Raw genomic sequence first — 21,092 nt, forward strand, 5'->3', positions numbered from 1 at the left:
GCCGAGATGCTCACGACCAGAGCACACAGTCCTTGAGGGAGATCTCGGCAACGGCTGAGTTCTCCACACTCTCAAGATCCGAGATGTACGGGTGCACGTCAGGAAGCGGCGTACAGAAGGTGACGTTTGACGTGAGGAGTGCGTCCTCGGTATCGGCGAAGGACAAGGAGACGTACGCTTTCACCAGGGAGTCACCGAACTCTTCCTGCGCTTTGTCCAGACAGGCACAGACGTAAGCCAGGCACCTTCGAAGGAGGAGAGGCGGGCGCTCATCTGCTGCGGCGGGGAGGTCGTAGTCGGTCATCCCTCTACCGTTGACCGTGGTCTCTTCCTCGAGCCGGTCGTAGTAGGCGCGGGCAGGCAGACGCAGGTCGGTCAATATCCGCGCTCCACTGGGCGAGGTGGACCACCCGCGCTCCGCAACCTCGCGGAACATGGGAGGGATGTCCTCAGCGTTCAGACCTTTGACGTCGGCTTCTTCCAGCAGCGCCCGCATCTGAGGACTGCTTCGCAGGGCTACTCCTTGCTAGTCAAGACGTCGATCACGCTGTCCTGCGCCGGTTGTGCAATTCCCCGGCGATCTCAGTACCGCTCGGCAGCGCGCTCGGGCGGACCGGAGCCCTGGCGTCATCCAGAACCACCACGTGCACACGGATACCAACGCGGAGCAGAGGCACGTTCTGTGACCGTCAGGAACGGAAGCCAGGTCCTACTCCAGTTCCGCCGCGCGCCTCTTGAGGTCCCAGGCGAATGTGTCCCAGTCGGGCCCGAAGGACAGCAGGTCTGCGGCCGCCTCCCGGAGCAAATGCGGGTCGTCGGGACGTTGCAGGCAGGCCAGACGGTAAGCGAGGTTCCGGGCCCAGGGCGGCAAGGCCATCCAGTCCTCGGTGAGGACGTCCTCGAGCATGGCCAGGATCTCGTTGGCCGTCGCGAAGGTGAGCTTCTCGACGAATTCGCGGGCCGCTTCGTTGACCTGCTGGTTGTCACCGCCGTCGATCGCCTGGCTGAGAGTCCTGGCCGCAGGGGTCGGATCGGGCATGTTGCGTTTCTCCTGACGGACTTCTTCCGGCGCCCCGGAGCGCCCCGGTGGTCGTGACGGTACGGGCGCCCAGACCCTAGCAGTCGATCCCGGCACAGCCTGGGCAGGCGCTGTGGTGCCGGGTCCAGGGGACCAGTCACTACGCATTCAGCCAATAGGTGGACAGTTGGTAGGCGCCGTCGGGCCGCTGAATGACCCGGTAGCCGACGTCGTGCCCGTCGATCTTTACCGACCCGTCGAGAGGTCCGGTGAACTCGGGGGTCCTGGTGCGGGGAACGACGCCGCCGTCTCTCATGTACGAGTACACGTCGGAGACGATGGCCTGTTCGATCTGGTCAGGCTTCAAGCTGGTGGTGCGCAGATCGTTCGTGGTTCCGTCCGGCCCAGTGTGGGCTCGGTCATAGCCGTGGCCAGTGTTGAAGTGCCACTGGTCGTCGCCCACCATGGCGGAGCGTTTGAGGTCCTTCCCCTCGCCCTTGGAGGTGTATTCACCGATGGCCGGGCCGTCGCCGTTCGCGTACGGCGACAGGCCGAAGGGGTCACAAACAGTGTGCGGGTCGGTCACGTAGGCGACCGGGTTCGGTGCCGGTGGTAGCCCCAAGGGGTCCGGAGACGTGTACCTGCCGGTCTCCGGGTCGTAGTACCGGTGGAAGTTGTAGTGCAGTCCCGTCTCGGGATCGAAGTACTGGCCCGGGAAGCGCAGAGGAGTGTACGCCGTGCTGTCAGTAGGCCAAGTCGTGGCGCCCCACAAGGAGCTACGGGCCCGCCAGGCGATGTTCCCCAGTTCGTCGACGAGCTCGCGCGGGGTTCCGATGAGGTCAGTGACGATGCTGAAGAAGCGTTCGTCGACCTCGGTCTGCGAGGCATCAGCGGCGGTGATGCGCTCCGTCTGAGTGAGGGGATGGAGGCCCTGGTGGTCCCAGGTAAGGGTGACTGGGTTCGGGAGGGCGGGGGAGGTAGTGGTCTGTTCGCAGAGGGTCGTGCCGTCCCAGGTGAAGTCGGTTTGTTCCAGGACGGTTTGGTTGTCGCGGGCGAGGCGTTGCTTGGAGGTGCGGCGACCGAGAGGGTCGTAGTGGTAGCGCCAGCGGGTGCCGTCGGGGGTGGTGACGGCGGTGAGGTGGTTCTCCGCGTCCCAGGTGTAGTGCCAGGTGTCCGGCTTGCGGGACAGACGGGGTTTCTGGCGGAGGGTGGTGCGGCCGAGGGCGTCGTGTTCGTAGCGGACGGTGCCGGCACGGGTGAGGGTGGTGCCGGTGTAGTCGCGGGTGCCGGTGGATTCCTGGCCGGGGTGGGTGGTGGGCCAGGAGGCCGAGGACTGGTTTCCGGCCGCGTCGTAGGCGTAACTTTCCGACCAGGAGGGGGCGCTGACAGAGGTGACCCGGCCGACCCTGTCGAGGGTGAAGGTGCTGGGGCCGGAGAGTTGGTCGTCGATGCCGGTGAGGTTGCCGTCGGCACGGTAGTTGTAGGCGCGGCGTTGGACGCTGCGGCCCGTACTCGTGACGTGCTGATCGGTGAGGCGGCCCAATGCGTCGTAGGCGGAGGTGAGAGTGACTGTCTCGCCGATGTGGCGGGCCAGTTCGCGACCTGCGTCGTCGTGCTCGAAGGTGAGGGTGCGGCCCGACGTGGTGAGGGTGTCGCGGCGGCCTGCCGCGTCGTACGTCCAGGTGCTGGCCGCGCCCGAGGGCGTACGACGGGAGGTGCGGCGGCCCAGTGAATCGTGGCTGAAGGTGAGCGTGCGGCCGTTCACCGTTTCGGACTTGAGGCGGCCGTGCCGGTCGCGGAGAAGCGTGACCGTGGCGTCTGGGCCTGCGGCCTCTGCCAGTTGATCGAAGAGGTCGTAGGCGTAGGTGGTGACTGCACCGGCGGCGTCCTTGGAGAGGATGCGGCCGAGGTCGTCGCGGGTGTAGCGGACGGTTTGGTTCAGGGCGTCCGTGCGGGTGGTGAGGCGGCCCGCCGCGTCGTGGGTGTAGGTGAGGGTGCGGTCGTCGAAGTCCGTTTCGGTGACCAGGTGGCCGGCCGCGTCGTACGTGTAGTCCCAGGTCAGGCCCTGGGGGTTACGTACCTGGGTCAGCCGGAGTTCCTTGTCGTGCTGGAACTCGTAGCGCACGCCGTCAGGGCCCGTACGAGCCGTCATCAGGTCGAAGTGGGTGTACTCGAAGACGGAAACGGCCCCCATCGGGTCCGTGTGGCTGGTGCAGTTGCCCTCCCCGTCGTACGACCACGTACTCGCGGATCCATCCGGGGAGATGCGACCGGCGAGCAGTCCTTCGACCGTCCAGTCGAGGCGGGTCGTCGCGCCGAGGGCGTCCGTGATCGTCGTCGGGCGGCCGAAGGCGTCGCGGGTGTAGCGGGTGACCGCGCCCAGAGGGTTGGTGATCTCCAGTGGCAGGCCGGCCGCATCCGTACGTACCCGGCTCGAATTGCCGAGGGGGTCGGTGACGGAGCGGAGGCGGCCCGCCGTGTCGAACGAGAAGCGGGTGGAGGAGCCGGACGGGTCGGTCACCGTCGTGCGGTTGCCCCGCTCGTCGTACTCCTGGCGGGTCGTCAGGCGATCCGGACCTGTCACCCGCATCGGCAACCCGAGCGCGTTGTACTCGGCGGTGGCCTCCCGGCCGTCCGGCCGGACCGCTCGGATCACGCCGCCCGTCTCCGAGTCGTACTCGAAGCGGGTCGTGCGGCCTAGCGGATCGGTCCGGGACAGGAGCCGGTGGCGCCGGTCGCGCTCGTAGCGGGTGACCGCGCCCAGCGGGTCGATCTCGGCGACGATCTGGTGCGATTCGTTGACCAGGTAGCGATGGACGGCGCCCGAGCCGGTGGTGGCCGTGGTGACGCGCAGACCGGTGTCCGGGTCGATGTCGTCGTACGTGACGCGCAGCGCGACGTGGCCCTCGGTGCCGCCCTCGGCTATGCAGCGGTCCTGGTCGTCGTACGCGTACTCGTAGCGACTGTCGTTGGTGTCGGTCCAGGAAGTGACGCGGGCGCGGTCGTCGTACGTGAAGACGAGGGGGAGACCGGAGGAGTTGGTGACCGAGGTGAGGTGGCCTTCGGTGTAGCCGTACCGGACGATCTCCTGGTCCGAGCCGTCGGACGCCGCACCAGCCAGGTGCAGGGCGGTGATGCGGCCCTGCTCGGTGGTCAGCTTCAGATGGCGGCCCGCGCTGTCGACGATGGCGGTCGGTACGGACTCCTCCGTGTACTCGAAGGTGATCCAGTTGCCGTTGCGGTCGTCGATCTGGGTGAGGAGGGCGAGGTGGGGGCCGGTGGTGGTGAAGTGCTGGACCCGGCCGGTGTCCGGGTCGGTGATCGTGTAGTTGCCGGCGGCATCTGTGTCCAGGGGGCGGGCCGGGCCGTGGGTGGGGAGGACCGGCACGCCGGGGGCGGGGTGCGGGTAGGGGAGGAGGAGGCCGTCCTCGCAGACGAGGACGATGCCCTCGGAGTCGATCTCCAGGCGTTGGTCGGCTGTTGACGACCAGGAGGGGCCGAACCAGCGGCCCGACCGGTAGTCGGAGGCGACGCGGCGGGTGAAGGCGAGTGGGAGCGTGCCCGGCAGCGCGACGTCCTTTTGGGGGAGGTACATCACGCCCGTGGCGAGGTCGATGGGGTCCGAAGGGCCCTTCTCGACGGCCGCTTCGGGACGGGACGGCTTGAACGGGTCCTCGGCGAGGGATTCGCGCGCCCGGGCGAAGAGTTCCGCCTTTTCCGGGTCGACGGGCAGGTTGGGCCCGTCGACGTCGGCCTCGGCGAGCTTCCTCGCGTTCGGCGCAGCCCCGTCGAGTTCCGTGCCCGGAACCTTGCCCCCGCCATGCTCCGCCGCCCGCCCCGCGGCCGCCGCCTCCTGACCCGCCCTCCGCGCCGTATTCGCCCCCTTCAGCCCCATCCCCGCGCCCTTGGTCCCGATCAGCTCCGGCACCAGCGTGCCCAGGAATTCGCTCGGGTCGGCCTTTGCCGTGTCCCACATGTTCTTCAGGGCGCGGTCCGGGTGGGCCGCGGTGGTGGCCAGGCCGGCCAGGGTCATGTTGGTGGCTTTGTAGTACTCGGCGGGGTGGGAGAGGTTGTACGGGTCGGTCGGGTTGACGCTGCGGACGAAGTTCGTCAGGCCGATGACGCCCTTGGTGACGCCGCCCGCGAAGTGCGTCGCCTCGACGTTCATCCCCATCATCGCGTCGGTGCCGTCCAGCTTGAACCGGTCCATGCCGGTCGGCTCTTTCGGCGCGTGGGCGAGGGCCGCGGTGACCGTCGACCTGGCCGTTTCGGCGGCGGTGTCTCGCTGGGTGCGGGCGGCGGTGAGGATTTCCTGCGCGCGAGTGAGCTTCGCCGTGCCCGGGTCGACGAAGGGTTCCGGGCGGGGCGGCGGGGTGGGTTCGTTGCGGGCCGCGTTGTAGGCCTCGCGTTTTTCGTCGTGGGCGGCGAGGGCCGTCCGGGACGCCTCCTGACCCTCCTTGTAGAGGATGATCGCCTCCCGCGCCTGCCCCTGCGCCCAGGTGATCGTGGTGACGTACGACTCCAGGGCCTTCGCCGCGTCCCCGCAGGCGTCCGCCGCGTGCAGCCAGTCGGTCGGCAGCGGTGCGAACTTCTGCCGGAACGTATCGGCCGCCACCCCCTTCCAGTGGCTGGAGTCCAGCTGCTTCATGCCCGCGCCGACCCGGCCGAACGCGGCGGCGAAGTCCCGCAGGTTCTTCGCCGTCGCCCGGATCTCGGCAGGCTTCCCGTGGATCAGCTCGGTGGGGTCCATGGTCTGGCCCAGCTGCCGCTCGCGGATCTCGGCGCCCAGGTCGGAGGCGGCGCCGTCGCCCCAGTCCCTGATGGCGTCGCCCACCACTCCCTGGCCGATGTGATCCAGACCGTCACCGGCCTTGTCCGTCGCCCAGTCGACGCCCTCGCCGAGCTTCTCCTTGCCCCAGTCGACGCCCTCGCGGACCTTGTCGTAGGCGCCGCCGACGACCTTGTCGAACGTGTCCCCGAAGTCCGGCATCAGCGACTGCCCCCACCCTGTTGGTCCGTACTCGGCTCCGCAGCGCCCTGCTGCTCCGGTGCGTCACCGCGCTGCTGGGCCACCCCGGCCTCGGACGGTTCGAACAGGTCGCGGGCCTTCTCCTGCGCCACGTCCCGCTGTCCCTCGTCGATCAGCCCGGTCCTTTCCATCCAGTCCGCGTTGGTGGCCGTCACGTCGTACCCGGTGTTCTGCCAGGTCTCCTGCACCTCGGAGTTCGCCTTGAGGAAGGACTCCGGGCTCCAGTCGGCGCCGCTGAACTGGTTCTGGGAGCTGATCTCGTCCCAGCTCTTCTCCCTGACCTGGTCCTCGGTCAAGTGCGGATTGCCGTTCATGCCGTTCACGGCGAACTTGAACGTGTCCTTGACGTACCGCTCCTGCTCATGGAAGGAGCCCGCCGAAAGACCGACACCGAGCGCGAAGTTGTTGCCGCGCATCATCAGCGCCCGTACGCCCCACTCCCAGCGCTCGCAGAAGGTCTTGAACTCCGCCGTCAGCCCGGCGTGCCCCAACTCCAGTCCCGACAGGGCGAGTTCGGTGAAACCCCGGCCCATGGTCGCCTCGCCGACCATGCCCTGTTCGTGCAGCTCGGCGAGTGCCGCGTTGATCCCGGACGCGATCCGCGCGAGTGCGGGCTGTGCCGCATCCAGGTCGGGCTGTTCCCCGCTCATCCGGCACCCCCGAGATCCACCACGGCTTCCTCCGGTACGACGCCGGCCACCGGCGGGAACAGCGCCCCGTCCTCGCTGCCCGCGTCCAGCGCCACCCCCGCGGGCACCCCCAGCGCGGGCACCATCACATCCAGCAGCCGCGCACCGTAGACCGTCCGGTACGGCCACTCCCGCCCGGCGTCGCCCTGCGCGAACGCGAACCGGGCGAGTGCCGCCTCGTCGGAGAACGCACAGATCCACCGCACACCGCCCCACTCGGCGGTCCACAGGCTGTCGTGCGCGTCCAAGGGGACGAGGACGGTGTGGCGGCGGAACTCACCGAGGAGAGCGGCGAACTCCCGTTCCGCGGCCCGGATTTCCTCCCGGCCCGTCATCCGTTCACTCCCCGTAATCCATTCACTCCCTGTAATCCATTCACCGGGCCCGTCACCCGTCCACCAACCCCGTCTGCACCAACGGCTTCCCCCGCCTCCGCGAGACGAAGAATCCGCGCCCCGTCGGCATCGGCCGCGGGCGGACGCCCGGCATGACGTCGCCTTCCTGTGGGTCGCCGGAGAGGACGACGCCCTGGGCGCCCAGTTCCTGCATGCGCTGCATGAAGGGTTCGTACGCGGAGCGGCTCGCGCCCGCCGTGTTGCGGGCGATGATGAAGCGGACGCCGACGTCCCTGGCGAAGGGGAGGAGTTCGGCGAGCCGGCCGAGCGGGTTGCCGCTCGACGTGGAGACCAGGTCCCAGTCGTCGACGACCACGTACACGTTCGGCCCCTGCCACCAGCTGCGGTCGCGCAACTGCTGCGCGGTGACGTCGGCGGACGGGGTGCGCCGTTTCATCAGGCCCTCCAGCGCGTCCACGTGGTGCTCCATGTTGTTGGACATGGGCACGTACTCGGCGAGGTGGGCGGGCGGGGTGACGTCGAGCAGGCCGCGCCGGTTGTCGATGACGAAGAACTGGCACGCGGACGGGTCGTAGCGCTCCGTCAGCTGCTTGATCACCAGCCGCAGCAGGTTCGTCTTGCCCGTCTCGCTCTCGCCGAAGACCAGGAAGAACGGGTCCTGGTCGAAGTCGACGAAGACCGGCTCCAGGAGGTTCTCGTCGATGCCGAAGGCGATGCCGCGCTCGGGGTGCGCGTTGCCGTGCGGGAGGGTGGAGGCGGGGAGCTCGCGCGGCAGGAGGCGTACGGCGGGGGCGCCGGGCGCCGTCCAGTGCCGGGCCACCTCGCGGTTCATCGCGGCCGACGCGTCGGAGAGCTCACTGTCGGAGTTGATGCCGTCGATGCGCGGTACCGCCGCCATGAAGTGCAGTTTCTCCGGGGCGATACCGCGACCGGGCACGCCCGGCGGCACGTTCACGGCCACCTTGCGGTCGATCTCGGAGTCCATCACGTCGCCGAGCCGCAGCTCCAGGCGGTTCATCAGGAGGTCCTTGAGGTTGGCTCGCACCTCCATCGAGCGGGAAGCGGTGAGGACGAGGTGGATTCCGTAGCCGAGTCCACGTGCCGCGATCTCCAGGACGAGCTGCTCAAGACCCTCGTACTCCGTACGGAAGTTGCCCCAGCCGTCGAGGATCAGGAAGACGTCGCCCCAGGGCTGGTCGGCCACCGATATCTCGCCGCGCGCCCGCATCCTGCGGTACGTGGCGATGGAGTCGATGCCCGACGAGCGGAAGTACTCCTCGCGGCGCGCCATGATCCCGTACACCTCGGAGACCGTACGGCGCACCTTCTCCGGGTCGAGCCGCGAGGCCACCCCGCCGACGTGCGGCAGCCCGGCGACCGCCGAGAGGCCGCCGCCGCCGAAGTCGAGGCCGTAGAACTGGACCTCCTGCGGGGTGTGGGTCAGGGCGAACGCCGTGACCAGGGTCCGCAGGAGCGTGGACTTGCCGGACTGGGGGCCGCCGACTATCTGCATGTGGCCCGCCGCGCCGGAGAAGTCCCGGTAGAGCGTGTCGCGCCGCTGCTCGAACGGCTTGTCCAGGACGCCGAGCGGTACGACGAGACGTCCCGCGCCCTCGTAACCGGGCTGGGTGAGCCCGCGCCCGGGTACGCCGGCGAGGCCCGGCAGCAGTTCGTCCAGCGTCGGCGGGTTGTCCAGCGGCGGCAGCCACACCCGGTGCGCCTCCGCGCCGCGCCCCTCCAGGCGCCGCACGATCACGTCCAGGACGGTGTCTGCGAGCGCGTCGTCCTGGGCGGGACCGCCCTCGCCGGTACGGGAACCGGCGGCGGGCGCCAGGTAGCGCACCGGCACCGGGGCCGCGGTGAACAGCGCGGGCGCGCGGTCCACCCGGAGCTCCCCGCCCGCGGCGGGCCGCTCGGGACCCGTCCGGTAGACCCCCGACACGTACGCGGCCTTGAAGCGGACCATCTCGTCCGTGCCGAACTTCAGATAGCCCGAGCCGGGCACGTTGGGCAGCTGGTAGGCGTCCGGGACGCCGATCGCCGCCCGCGACTCCGCGGCGGAGAAGGTGCGCAGACCGACCCGGTAGGAGAGATACGTCTCCAGGCCGCGCAGCCGCCCCTCCTCCAGACGCTGTGAGGCGAGCAGGAGGTGGACGCCCAGCGAGCGGCCGATGCGGCCGATCTGCACGAACATCTCGATGAAGTCCGGCATCGCGGTGAGCAGCTCGCTGAACTCGTCGATGACCAGGACGAGGGAAGGGATGGGCTGCAGCGGGGCGCCGGCCGCGCGGGCCTTCTCGTAGTCGTGGATGTTGGCGTAGTTGCCCGCGTCGCGCAGCATTTCCTGCCGGCGGTTGAGCTCGCCGCGGATCGAGTCGCCCATCCGGTCGACCAGGGTCAGGTCGTCGGCCAGGTTGGTGATCACCGCTGCGACGTGCGGCATCTGCGACATTCCGGCGAAGGTCGCGCCGCCCTTGAAGTCCGCGAGGACGAAGTTGAGGGTTTCGGACGAATGCGTGACGGCGAGACCGAGCACGAGGGTGCGCAGCAGCTCCGACTTGCCGGAACCGGTCGCTCCTACACAGAGACCGTGCGGGCCCATGCCCTCCTGCGCCGCCTCCTTGAGGTCGAGCATCACGGGCGTGCCGTCCTCGCCGACACCGATCGGCACCCGCAGCCGCTCCGCCTGGGAGCGCGGCCGCCAGGTGCGTGCGACGTCGACGCCCGCCGCGTCGCCGAGGCCCAGCAGGTCCGTGAACTCCAGATTGGCGAGCAGCGGTTCGTCGTCGTCCCCGCCGGACGCCATCCGCAGCGGGGCCAGCTGCCGGGCCAGCGCCTCGGCGGCCTCCCGGCTCAGACCGTCGGGCGCACCGTCGTACACCATGCCGTGCCCGGACTCCAGACGCAGCGCGTCCGGCCGTACGACGACGGAGAGGCCGCCCCGCGCACCGTTCATCTCACCCGGTACGACCTCGACGACGGTGACTCCCTGCAGCCCCTCGGGGGAGGCCAGCCGCGACATCGGCGGAACGGACAGGCCGTCGATCACCACGACGACGTGCGGCGACTCGAGCAGCGGCTGCCCGCCCGGCTGGAACCGGGGACGCCCGTCGAGCCGTCCGGCCAGCAGGTCCTCCAGCTCCAGGACACCGGTGGCGACCAGCCGACGGCTGCCCGCACCGTCCCCGTCGCCCGGGACCTGTGCGTGCGGCAGCCACTTCGCCCACTCCCACTCGGCGGCGTGGAGCCGGTCCGTGGCGACGGCGATCACCAGGTCCTCGGGGGAGTGCAGCGCGGCGAGCGAACCCACCACGGCGCGCGCGGTGGACCGTACGCACTCCGGGTCGCCGCTCACCGTCAGGTGGTAGAACGCCCGCAGCGAGACCGCCATCGGCAGCCCGTCCAGCGTGCTGTGCACGTCCAGGAACTGCTGCATCGCCCCGGCGGTGAGCGGCTCCAGCTCGTCGACGGGCGCGGTCTCCGGCGGGACCAGCTCGGTGGCGAGCTGCTGGCTGCCGAGACCGACGCGCACCTGCCCGAAGTCCGGATCGGCCGGCCGCCGCTCCCAGACCCGGCTGCCCTCGGCGACCAGCGCCCAGAGCTGCTCGGGGGAGGGGTGCAGGTAGTACTGCGCGTCGCGCTGGAGCCGGGCGGTCTCCAGGACCGTACGCCGGGTTCTGGTGAGGTACTTGAGGTAGTCGCGCCGCAGGTCGGCGAGCGCGCCCTGGGTGCCGCGCCGGTAGCGCACCAGCATGGCGACCGCCATGCCGACGGTCGCCGCGACCATCAGCATGCCCATGATCTTCATGATCGGATTCGGGGTCATGAAGAAGAACACGACCGATCCACCCATGCCCAGCATGGGGAGGATCTGCATCAGCGCGCCCTCCTGCTGACCGCGCGGCAATTCCGGCGGCGGTTGCAACTGCACCTGCTCGCCGGGAATTTCGGATGGCAGCGCACGAGGCGGGCGCTTGACGACTATCTGGCTCACAACTCCCCAATTCCCCTACCGGGCCGGAGTCGTTCCTCCTGGCAGCTCATGACGGACGACTCTGCCCGCGGGGATCCTAACTTGCGCACCGGTGGCTCGGTCGGCGGTAGGGTGGCGCCCGGCGAGTACGCACCCGCGAACAGCGGGAGCAAACAGTGCGGTTGAGGACAACTGGGAATTCGTCGGTCGATTCGGCGCCGTGGGTGGTCATTTCGGACACCTGGTGCGCAACTGGTGCGCAGCTTGTGTGCGACTGGTGCGCGCGCTGCCCTGCGGCTGCCGCCTAGCCGGCTTGCGGTCGGCGTGCGTCGGGCTTGCGGTCGGCGTGTGTCCGGCGTGTGTCCGGCGTGCGGTCGGCGTGCGTTCGGCGTGCGCGCACGGGCCGGGCCCGACCACCTCGTGTCCCGACCACATCGTGAAAACCTGCGACGGGAGCAGAAGTTGAGTACGACGGTCTCAGCGCCGACGGCCACAGGCGGCCACCCGGGTGCCGCGAACGGCCGGTCGGCCCCCGCGATCACCACCACCGCCGCGAGCGGCACCGGCTTCTGCCGCGTCACGGTCGTCGCCCCCGACGGCCGCATCGACGTGGCCCTCCCCGACGACATCCCCGTCGCCGACCTCCACCCCGAGATACTCCGGCTGTCCGGCCAGAGCCCCGCCGCGAGCGCCCCCGTCGGCTACCACCTGGTCCGCCGGGACGGCACCGTCCTGGACGGCGCCCGCACCCTGGCCGCACAGCGCATCCTGGACGGCGAGCTCCTGTCGCTGCGCCCCTTCTCGGAGTCCCTCCCGCCGGCCGTCTTCGACGACGTCTCCGACGCCGTCGCCACCGCCGTCGCCCGCGACCGCACCCTGTGGAACGACCGGCTGACGCGCGCCGCGGGCCTCTCCGGCGGCGCCGTACTCCTCGTCCTCCTGGCCTTCGTCCTCTGGAACGCCGACCCCCGCCACGACATGCACGGCCTGCCCGGCATCCTGGCCGCCGTCACCGGCACCCTCCTGCTGGCCCTGGCGTGCGTACGCGCCCGGGTGTACGACGACCGCGCCTCGGCCGTCGCGCTGGGCACCGGTGCACTGGTGCACGCGGCCGTCGCCGGAGCCGGACTGCTGCCGCTCGCCGCCGGTCAGGGCATCGGCCGGCTCCAATTCCTGCTCGCCTGCGCCGCGGTGCTGATCGCCGCCGTCGTCCTGGTGATCGTCTCCCCGTACGGCGACGGGCCCTTCGTCGCGTTCGCCGTCGCCTCCGCGCTCGGTCTCCTCGCCACCTTCACCGCGATCCTGACCGGCCTCAGGACCGTCGAGACGGCCGCGATGCTGCCGCCTCTCGCGGTCGGCGGACTCGCCTTCCTGCCCGGCCTCTCCACCCGGTTCGCCCGCCTGCCCATCGGCTTCGAACCGCCCCGCACCACCGTCGGCGACTACAGCACCGGCGCCGAACCGGCCCCGCAGGGCCCCGTCGACGCCGACCGCATCGCCGCCCAGGCCCGCCGCGGCCACGAACTCCTGGTCGGCCTGGTGGGCGGCTTCTCGCTCACCACCGCGGGCGCCGCCGCCGTACTCGGCTTCTCCGGCGACACCTGGGCACAGGCACTCGCCTTCGCCACCGGCCTCGCCATGCTGATGCGCGCCCACCTCTTCCGCTACACCACCCAGGTCGGCTGCGCGCTGGCCGCGGGCCTCGCCGCCCTGGTCCTGCTCGGCCTCGGCCTGTGCCTGAACCCGCCGCACACCCTGATCCTCGAAGCCCTCACGGGCGACACCACGGGCCTCGACATCCGTACGATCTGGCTCACGGCGGCGATCGCCGCGACGGCCGCACTGATCACGGCGACGGGCCTGATCGTCTCGGGCAAGGGCGTCACCCCGTTCTGGGGCCGCTTCCTGGAAATCGCCGAAACCTTCGTCCTGCTGACACTGCTGCCGCTCTGCCTCGCGGTCTTCGACGTCTACCACTCGATCCGCGCGCTGACTTCCTGAGGGGGAGGAGCGGGGACGCAGTGCGGGGGTGAGCGGCCGGGGTGCGAAGGCGCGGGGCGAGGAGGGGACGGCGCGGGGGAACGGCGGGGGCGAGGCAGGCGCACCGCAGGGGTACTGCGCCGCGCCCCGCGGCCTTGGTGCCCCCGCGCCCGCCGCCCGTGCCTGGTCCTGTGCTCCTCAGTCCATCCTGCGCGCAGGCCCGAGCAGCGTCCCCTCGTCCGGGGTCGGCACCATTGTCACCCAGTGCCTCTCCCGACCCGCGCTCCACAGCGTGACCCCGTCCCCGAGCCCCGGCAGCGCGTCGGCCTCTTCAGGCGTCAGGCCGAGGAGCCGGCCGGTCTGTTGTGCCTCGTCGGGCGACACCCGCTGTACGCCGACGAGCGCCGAGTCCCGGATCAGCCGGGGTGCCACCGGGCTCAGATACGGCAGCAGCGTCAGCACCGACTGCCACGCCGCGCGCACCACCCGTCCGCGCGGCGGCCGCATCCCACAGTCCCGTACGACCAGCACCGGCCGCCCCTCGGCAGCCCCCAGCACCGGCACCCGACCCACATCAAAAAGATCCACGCCACCCTCCGTGCCCACCACCTCCCACACCTGCGCCCGCGCCGTCTCGACGGCCACCCGAACACCGGCCGCCGCCGCCCGAAGCGCCAGGACCTGAGCAGTCCAGAGCCCGCCGATCAGCAGTACGTCGTAAGGGGCGGCGCGGTGCACCCCGAGCAACAGGGCCCGCCCTTCGGCATCGTCCCCGACGGGCACCCCGTCGTCCCCGACGGGCAGGGCCGACGTGCCGCCGAGGTTCTCCCGCTCTCCCGTACGCCGCCCCCAGAACAGGCTCCTCACCGCGTACCTCCCAGCGGCAGCGTCGCGAGCACGCCGGGCAGCTGCTCCCGGTCCAGCCGTACGAGCCCCACCCCCGCCTCCCGAGCCACCTGCTCCAACTCACGCCTTGCTGCGACGAGTTCACCCTCGTTCCGGCAGCTCACCCGGACGTGCCCGGACACCTCCAGCGCCCGCCACGACGCACCCCGCCGTACGGACAGCCCGACGGTGGTCGTTCGACCGGCCGACGCCGAGAGCAGCCGGACGGCTCGGACGGCGCGTTCCAGTGCGCCACTGTCTGCTGCTGCGCCTGCGACCGCATAGGCGGTGTGCAGCAGTCCGCCCCCGCGCCACACCCGCGACGACTCGGCGCTCCCGCCCCCGGAGTCGCCAACAACCGCACCAACACCCGCCGCACCCACAACCGCACCAGCACCCGCCGCACCAATATTCGCCGTAGCAACACCCGCAGCACCCGCCGCAGCCGCCGCCGAGCCGATCCCCTCCTGATCCAGCACCTCCGCCCGCAGTCCCGCCCCCGCGATCCGGCTCGCCACCTGGTCCGCGGCCCGTACCAGGCACCGCTGCGCCCCGCCGAGTCCACCGCCACGCGCCGCCACCGCCTCCGCGCAACGCTCCGGCTCGAGCCGCAACGCCACCCAGGTCTGCCGCAGCGCGGGCGACACCTCGCCGGGAGATGCCACTCCCCGCACCTGCTGCACCCGCTGCACCAACTGCGCCGAAGCCAGCACGACCCCGTCCACCTCCAGCGCGTCCGCCAGCAGCGACAGCGGCAACTCCCGCGCCCCGCCGGCCGGCCGCAGCCCCGTACCGGCCGGCCGCAGCCCCGCCCCGTCCGCCTCGACCCGTACGACCGCCGTCAGGAACGTCCCGTCGCCCACCATGCCGACGACCCGCCGCCCCCGGTCCTCATACGCGTACGCACGCATCCCGCGCATCCCGAAGAGGTCATGAACGCCGTAACCGGAATCCCGCCGCCGCACCCGCGACCGGAACGAGACAGCCGCCGCGAGCCACTCGCAGGCCCCCCGCCCACGCCGTCGCAGCAAGCCCAACGCCAATCCCGCGAAAGCGAGCAGAGCCGCCGGCACCAGCCACGGGGACCCACCCACAACTCCCGCCGCCACCACCGCGAGTGACAACTCGCAGAGCACCAACTCCCGTACTCCCAAAGGCCCGTTGGCCCCGCGCACCGTCGCCCCCATCACCGTCCCGCCTCCCGTCGCCCGCCGCGGCCGTAACTCCCGCTTCCACAAGGGAGTTGACGGAGCGTTCACCCTATCCGAGCTGTGAGTGACGAAATCCGCAGCCGGAACGGGGGTCCCACAGCTACGACGGCTACGACTGGGGAGAGCGGCGGCGGTCCGATGGCATCACGACGAGACGAACTCAACGCATACACCTTCGCGAAACGGAGGCTGGTCGCACAGTTCCTGCGCCCCAGCCCGACCGGCTCGGAAGAGAACGCTCCACGCCCGCTGCGCGCGGTACTGCCGGGGGTGCTCGTCGGCGCGGTCGGGCTGGCGGCCTTCGGGGCGTGGGGGCTGTTCAAGCCGGTGGCGCCGAGAGACTGGGCGGTCCCGTACAAGAACATCATCGTCGCGAGCGAATCCACCACCCGCTACGTCGTCCTGACGACGAACGGTACGTCCAAGCTCCACCCCGTCCTCAACATGGCCTCAGCCCGGCTCCTTGTCGCGGACGGGCAGCAGAAGATCGTCAAGGTCGACGACGCGGTCCTCGACCGCAGCACCCTCCCGCGCGGAGCCACTGTCGGAATTCCGTACGCCCCTGACCGGCTGCCCGCCCCCAAAGAGGCCAGGCGGCCCAAGCTCTGGGCGGTCTGCGAACGGGCGGAGCAGGGCGGCCGGTCCGTGCAGAGCGCCGCGTTCGTCCTCGCGGGGCGGGACCGGGCGGGCATCGAGGGCCGGAACCTGCTGCGGGGCGGTCAACTCCTGTACGTGGAAAGCCCCGACAAGGGCCACACCCGGTACGTGGTGGACGCGACGGGGACGGCCTACCCCGTCCGCCCGGGGAATCCTGCGCTCCTCAACCAACTGGTCGGCCCCGGGCAAGTGCCGCAACGCGTGTCCGAGGCGTGGCTGGCCACGCTCCACAAGGGGGACCCGATCGCCTTCCCCAGGGTGCCGGGAAAGCTCGGCGCACGCGTCTCTGTCCGTGATCTCCAGGCCGCGGACAGCCGGGTGGGGAGCGTCCTCGTGTCTTCGGGGCCTGGCAGGACCTCGTACTACGTGGTCCTGCCGGACGGTGTGGCACCCGTTTCGCACTTCCTGGCGCGGCTGCTGCTCAACAGCCCACAGCTGCTCGGCCTCGGCCAGCACGGCAGCGCGCGGCCGGTCAGCGCCGCCTTCGCGCCGAGGCCGCAGTGGCGTCCGTACGAGAAGTGGCCGCAGTACGCACCCGAGCCGGAACCCGCGAACTCCGCCCACCCCACCCTCTCCGCCGCCGACCTCTCCACGCCCGCCGACCTCTCCACGCCCGCCGACCTGTCCACACCTGCCACGAATCGCCCTCGTACCACCGTCTGCACCGTTCTGCGCTCCGTCGACCGCGCCACCGGTGCCACCGTGCTCGGCACGTGGGCCGGGACAAAATTCCCCCGCCCGCTCCCGACCGGCACCACCTCCGCGTACGTGACGCCGGGGTCCGGCCAGCTGATCCGCCAGTTCACGGGTACCGGTACGCACCTGGGCCCGGTCTTTCTGGTCACCGACTCGGGTCTGCGCCACACCCTCCAGATGAAGGGCAGCAGCGAACCGGGCGACGCGGGCCACCGCGACGGCCCGGATCCGGTAGCGCAGCAGGGCCAGGGCCAGGGGCAGGGCCGAGATCCGGGCCAGGTGAAGAGTGCCTTCGAGCTCCTCGGCTACTCCGCCGCTTCGCTCGCCCCCGTACCCGCCGCCTGGACCTCCCTCGTACCGACTGGGCCGCGCCTGTCGACCGGTGCGGCCGTGCAGCTGCAGGGCTCATGACCGGGCTCCCGCGCAGGACGGCTGCGTGCCGCGGGCTCGTCCGATCCATCGTCCGAGGCTTCGTCCGCGGCACAGCGACGGTCGCGCTCGCCACGCTCTGCCTGCCCGCCGCACAGGCCAGGGGTCAGTCGGAGGAACCTGTCGACCCGGGCCCGTGCACCTTCCCCGCGAAGCCGTACGCGGGCCGCCCCTGGCCACTGCAACGAGTCCCGCTCGACGAGGTGTGGGCGCAGTCCCGTGGCAAGAACGGGTCCCGCGGCAAGAACGTCCGGGTGGCTGTCGTCGACACCGGAGTGGACACCCGGAATCCGCAGCTCACCGACGCGGTGGACACCCGGGCGGGAGCCAACTTCCTGCCCCGTAAAGGTGCTCCGGCCGACCCCGGCGCACGCGGCGCAGGCAACGGCACCTCCGACGAGGTCGGTCACGGCACCAAGGTCGCCGGCCTCGTCGCGGCCCGCCCCCACCCCGACACGGGCTTCGTCGGCCTGGCCCCCGAAGCCACGATCATTCCCATCGACCAGAACGACGCCGAGGGCAACGGCACCGCCGAACTGCTCGCGAACGCCATCGACCACGCCGTCCGTCAGCGCGCCGACATCATCAACATCTCCCAGGACACGGCGAAGGCGGTGAAACCGACCCGCCTGCTGGAACGCGCGGTCGAGAAGGCGCTCGCGGCGGACACGATCGTCATCGCCTCGGCGGGCAACAACGGCACCGACGGGAACAGGGACCGCACCTACCCGGCTTCCTACGAAGGCGTCCTGGCCGTCGCCTCCTCCGACCGCGACAACGAGCGGGCGTACTTCTCCCAGTCCGGATCCTTCGTCGGTATCGCCGCCCCCGGCACCGACATCGTGTCGACGGTGCCCGGCGGCGGTCACTGCACCGACAGCGGTACGAGCTTCTCCGCGCCGTACGTGGCCGGTCTCGCCGCCCTCATCAAGGGCGCGCACGACGACTGGACCGGCCCGCAGATCGTCGCCCGGATCAAACAGACCGCCGAACGCTCCGGACCCGGCCCCGACCCCTTCGTCGGCTGGGGCGTCGCCGACCCGCTGCGCGCTCTGACGCGGGACGCACAGGGCATCGACCACCCCGTTGCGGACGGGGGCCCGTCCCGGGGGCAGGCCCCCGCCCCGCTGGCGGCCCCGGCGGGCGAGACACCGCAGGAACGCTCCGTACGCCTGTCGGTCTACGTCCTCACCGGAAGCGCGGTGGCCCTCGCCGTACTGACCGGATCGGCGGTGGCAGTACGCGACGCGAGGCGGCGCGGACGGCGGACGGCGGGGGAGCGGACGAGCTGACGTCACCCGCTGAACGGGTGTCCCCATACCGGCCCGCCGATGCGGTAATCCCGGGCAACAACCCTGTCTGACCAGCGACTTGGCCGGATTTTGCTGTGCGGTCCGATGGCACGCTCAGCTGATCAACAGTCACGCACGAAGACGTGACGACGCGAAGAAAGGAGCGCCGTGCTCGACGGAGGCAGCGCGACCGGAGGCAGCGCGACCGGCGGAAGAGCGACCGGCGGCAGCAGCGACCTCGAACGCGGGGTGGGCGCACTGAAGCGCTTCCGCTCCCGAGTGCACGCGATACTGGCTGCCTTCGAGGACAGCGCGGCCGGCCCGGAAAAGGTGGCCGCCCACCCGCTCGCGCGCGCCCACTTCGGCGCCCCCGGCACGACTTTCCCCGAGGCCGACGAACTCCACGCGCAGTACCGCCGTGTCCACACCGGCCTGGTGAAGCTCTCCCGTTCCCTCACCGAACAGATCGACTGCCTGAGCATCGGCGTGCACGGCGCGGAAGTCGGCTTCGATAACGTGGAGGAGGAACTGCGCCGCCGCTTCTGGGAGATCCGTTCCCGCACGGAGCAGCAGGGCCGGGGGACCGGCTCATGACGCGCTTCGAGTCGTACGCGCTGAACACGATGATCGACCTGGTCGAGGCGGGAAACCCGCAGGCCCTGGCGGGTGCGGCGGAGGCCCTGGGAGGTGTGCGGAAGGCGTTCCAGGAGGCGGCGAGGGAACTGCGCGGCCACCTCGGGGCGGTGGAGTGGAAGGGTGAGTCCGGCACGGAGTTCCGCAGGTTCGGCGGACGCCTCGCGGAGCACGCCGACGACTTGGGTACGTACGCGAGCCTGGTCGGCGCACACCTGACGGAGGCGGCGACGGGCCTGACGGTGGTACGCAGCGCGATGCCGCCCAGGGCCCCGGCGGCCGGCACCGGGCTGCCCCCGTCGGAACCGCACCGCCAGGAGGCGATCAACCAGCTGAACCGGCTGGCTTCGTACTACGCGGTGACGGGCGCGAACCTGGCTGCGGAGGAGCCGCCCCGGTTCGAGGAGAAGCTGGACGCGGCGGTACCGAGGCCGGCGGCCGGCGGGGGAGCGGCGGCTGCCGGAGGCTCCCAGGGACCCACCGCGACAGCGGGCAACCACGGCGGAACCGGATACGAGGGCACCGGATGGCCCACGCCCGCGCCCACCCCCACTCCGACCACGTACGCCCCGCACGTCACGTACGACACCGCAGGCGACCCGGCGGGCACCTCATCCAGCCCGCGTACAGGCCACGCCCCGACACCGCCCCCGGCGGCCGTATCGCCAAACCCCCCGACAACCACCATGGAACTCAACAGCGTTACACCCCCCACCCTCGCCACCACCACCGTCGCCGCCGCCTCCTCCGGCATCCCCACTCCCGCGGTGCCCCAGCTCACCCCGCCTCTCCAGCCCCTTCCCCCGGTAGCCGCCTTCCCCGGCCCGCTCGGCGGGATCTCCGGCGGAATGCCACTCACTACCCCCGCCAACACCGCACCGCACACGCCCGCTTCCGGAATCACCGGCCGCGCCGCCACCGGTGGGACCGCCACCGGCCGCAACGGCCCGCGCCAGCCCTTCACCGCCGGCATGCCGGGCGTGGTCGGCGGCTCCCCCGTGCGAGGAGTCCCGACCCCGAGAACAGGCACGGGCGGCGGCCCCTTCACCCAGGGCGGTGCAGGACTCCTGCGCCCCGCGCCACCGGCCATGGCCCCCGCGCCACGAACCCCCCAAGGTTCAAAGCCATCCCCGTCCCGCCCCCGCCCCCGTCACCTGACGGAGGACGAGGAGACCTGGACAGCAGGCCGGCAGACCCCCGTACCTCCCGTCGTCCACCATCCGCCCCACTGAGGAGCCCCCACCCATGGCAGTCCAGAAGGTCAATGACGTAGCCCTCGCCAAACTCCAGACCGAACTCACCAGGAACTTCGACAACGTCAAGGGCCAACTCCAGCGCCTGCACGCCACGATCGACGGCCTGGAGGGCCAGTGGCAGGGCATCGGAGCAGGCGCCTTCAACTCGAAGCAGGCCCAGATCAACCAGAACATGGTCCGCATCGGACGGCTTCTCCTGAAGTTCCAGGCGGCGATCGAGGCGGCGCGCACGATCTCCGGCAATACGGAGGACGAGGTACGCACCGCCATGAGAGGCATCGACGTCACCCCGGGCCACGCGGGCTCGCCCCCGCCCCCCGCCTCCACCCCCACCTCACCCCTCAGCAGCTACTGAACGGAACAGGAGCCCCATGTCTCACCACGACGGCACCATGCTGGTCACTTACGCAGCCCTGGACGATGCGGCACGCACGATCAAGGCCCAGGCGAACAGGCTCGACGAGAGCCTGGAAGCGATCAAGGCAAAGATCGCCTCGGTCTCCCCACTCTGGTCAGGCGAAGCCCGAGAGGCCTACAACGCAGCGCAGGCGGACTGGGACCGCGAAGCAAAGTCCATCCACACGTCGCTCCTCCAGATCTCCCGCGCGGTCAAGGACGCGGCCCCGGCCTACCAGGCAGGAGACAGAAAGGCAGCACAGGGCTTCATGTAACCCCCGCGAACCGGTGCGGCCACCCCTCGGATCCGGCCGCACCGGTCCGTGCTCCCCTACCCCGACCCGCAACGCCCGGCACTGACCCGCACTGACCCGCATTGACCCGCACCGGCCTGTGCCGCCCCGCACTGACCCGTGCGCCCGGCACCGGCCCGTGCTGACCCACACTGCCCGGCACCGGTTCGCACTGCCCGGCACTACCCCGTGTTGCCCGGTGGCGCCCCGCACTGAAGCGTGCTGACGCGCACCGGCCCGCACTGCCCGGTACCGGCGGCCCGCAGTGCCCGGCACCGCCGCGAACCAGCCCGCAGTGC

At 71.0% G+C, this 21,092-nt stretch carries 15 protein-coding genes; 7 read left to right on the top strand and 8 right to left on the bottom strand.

Features of this window, described 5'->3' with window-relative positions; translation table 11 throughout:
• Nucleotides 1-10 precede the first annotated feature (10 nt).
• The 6 genes from AB0D18_RS14095 to eccCa form a co-directional block, all read right to left on the bottom strand.
• Entirely contained in the window at nucleotides 11-496 is a 486-nt protein-coding gene (locus tag AB0D18_RS14095; protein ID WP_362416612.1) for a hypothetical protein, read from the bottom strand.
• 213 nt (nucleotides 497-709) lie between these two features.
• Nucleotides 710-1,039 (bottom strand): hypothetical protein, encoded by a 330-nt coding sequence (locus tag AB0D18_RS14100; protein ID WP_362416615.1) that lies wholly within the window; start codon nucleotides 1,037-1,039, stop codon nucleotides 710-712.
• A 139-nt stretch (nucleotides 1,040-1,178) separates the two neighbouring features.
• Nucleotides 1,179-6,008: a putative T7SS-secreted protein gene (locus tag AB0D18_RS14105; RefSeq protein ID WP_362416618.1), complete on the bottom strand. Its 4,830-nt coding sequence runs from the start codon at nucleotides 6,006-6,008 to the stop codon at nucleotides 1,179-1,181.
• Nucleotides 6,008-6,697, bottom strand: coding sequence for a hypothetical protein (locus AB0D18_RS14110; RefSeq protein WP_362416621.1), 690 nt, complete (start codon nucleotides 6,695-6,697; stop codon nucleotides 6,008-6,010). The genes AB0D18_RS14105 and AB0D18_RS14110 overlap by 1 nt, the downstream gene beginning before the upstream one ends.
• A complete protein-coding gene (locus AB0D18_RS14115; protein ID WP_362416624.1) occupies nucleotides 6,694-7,071 on the bottom strand; it encodes an SseB family protein in 378 nt (125 codons plus the stop codon). The genes AB0D18_RS14110 and AB0D18_RS14115 overlap by 4 nt, the downstream gene beginning before the upstream one ends.
• A 52-nt stretch (nucleotides 7,072-7,123) precedes the next feature.
• Nucleotides 7,124-11,086 carry a type VII secretion protein EccCa gene (eccCa, locus tag AB0D18_RS14120; RefSeq protein ID WP_362416627.1) on the bottom strand — a complete coding sequence of 1,321 codons (3,963 nt, stop codon included), beginning with the start codon at nucleotides 11,084-11,086 and terminating at the stop codon, nucleotides 7,124-7,126.
• 516 nt (nucleotides 11,087-11,602) lie between these two features.
• Here eccCa and eccD point away from each other — a divergent pair.
• Entirely contained in the window at nucleotides 11,603-13,066 is a 1,464-nt protein-coding gene (eccD, locus tag AB0D18_RS14125) for a type VII secretion integral membrane protein EccD (RefSeq protein WP_362416724.1), read from the top strand.
• A gap of 177 nt (nucleotides 13,067-13,243) precedes the next feature.
• Here the strand turns inward: eccD and AB0D18_RS14130 are convergent, their stop codons facing one another.
• Both AB0D18_RS14130 and eccE read right to left on the bottom strand, forming a co-directional pair.
• Complete coding sequence (locus AB0D18_RS14130) at nucleotides 13,244-13,903, bottom strand: hypothetical protein (protein WP_362416727.1); 660 nt, start codon at nucleotides 13,901-13,903, stop codon at nucleotides 13,244-13,246.
• A 5-nt stretch (nucleotides 13,904-13,908) separates the two neighbouring features.
• Complete coding sequence (eccE, locus tag AB0D18_RS14135) at nucleotides 13,909-15,117, bottom strand: type VII secretion protein EccE (protein ID WP_362416730.1); 1,209 nt, start codon at nucleotides 15,115-15,117, stop codon at nucleotides 13,909-13,911.
• Between the two features lie 162 nt (nucleotides 15,118-15,279).
• Here eccE and eccB point away from each other — a divergent pair, with 162 nt between their 5' ends.
• From eccB to AB0D18_RS14165, 6 genes are all read left to right on the top strand, one after another.
• Entirely contained in the window at nucleotides 15,280-16,905 is a 1,626-nt protein-coding gene (gene eccB, locus AB0D18_RS14140; protein WP_362416630.1) for a type VII secretion protein EccB, read from the top strand.
• Complete coding sequence (gene mycP / locus AB0D18_RS14145) at nucleotides 16,902-18,215, top strand: type VII secretion-associated serine protease mycosin (protein ID WP_362416633.1); 1,314 nt, start codon at nucleotides 16,902-16,904, stop codon at nucleotides 18,213-18,215. The genes eccB and mycP overlap by 4 nt, the downstream gene beginning before the upstream one ends.
• 168 nt (nucleotides 18,216-18,383) lie before the next feature.
• Nucleotides 18,384-18,809: a hypothetical protein gene (locus tag AB0D18_RS14150; RefSeq protein WP_362416636.1), complete on the top strand. Its 426-nt coding sequence runs from the start codon at nucleotides 18,384-18,386 to the stop codon at nucleotides 18,807-18,809.
• Nucleotides 18,806-20,080, top strand: coding sequence for a hypothetical protein (locus AB0D18_RS14155; protein ID WP_362416639.1), 1,275 nt, complete (start codon nucleotides 18,806-18,808; stop codon nucleotides 20,078-20,080). The genes AB0D18_RS14150 and AB0D18_RS14155 overlap by 4 nt, the downstream gene beginning before the upstream one ends.
• Before the next feature lie 13 nt (nucleotides 20,081-20,093).
• Nucleotides 20,094-20,459, top strand: a complete 366-nt coding sequence (locus tag AB0D18_RS14160; RefSeq protein ID WP_362416642.1) for a WXG100 family type VII secretion target — start codon at nucleotides 20,094-20,096, stop codon at nucleotides 20,457-20,459.
• Between the two features lie 16 nt (nucleotides 20,460-20,475).
• On the top strand, nucleotides 20,476-20,775 hold the full coding sequence (locus tag AB0D18_RS14165) for a WXG100 family type VII secretion target (protein ID WP_362416645.1): 300 nt from the start codon (nucleotides 20,476-20,478) through the stop codon (nucleotides 20,773-20,775).
• Nucleotides 20,776-21,092: the final 317 nt, after the last annotated feature.

It is taken from the genome of Streptomyces sp. NPDC048442, assembly GCF_040651475.1.
GTDB lineage: Bacteria > Actinomycetota > Actinomycetes > Streptomycetales > Streptomycetaceae > Streptomyces.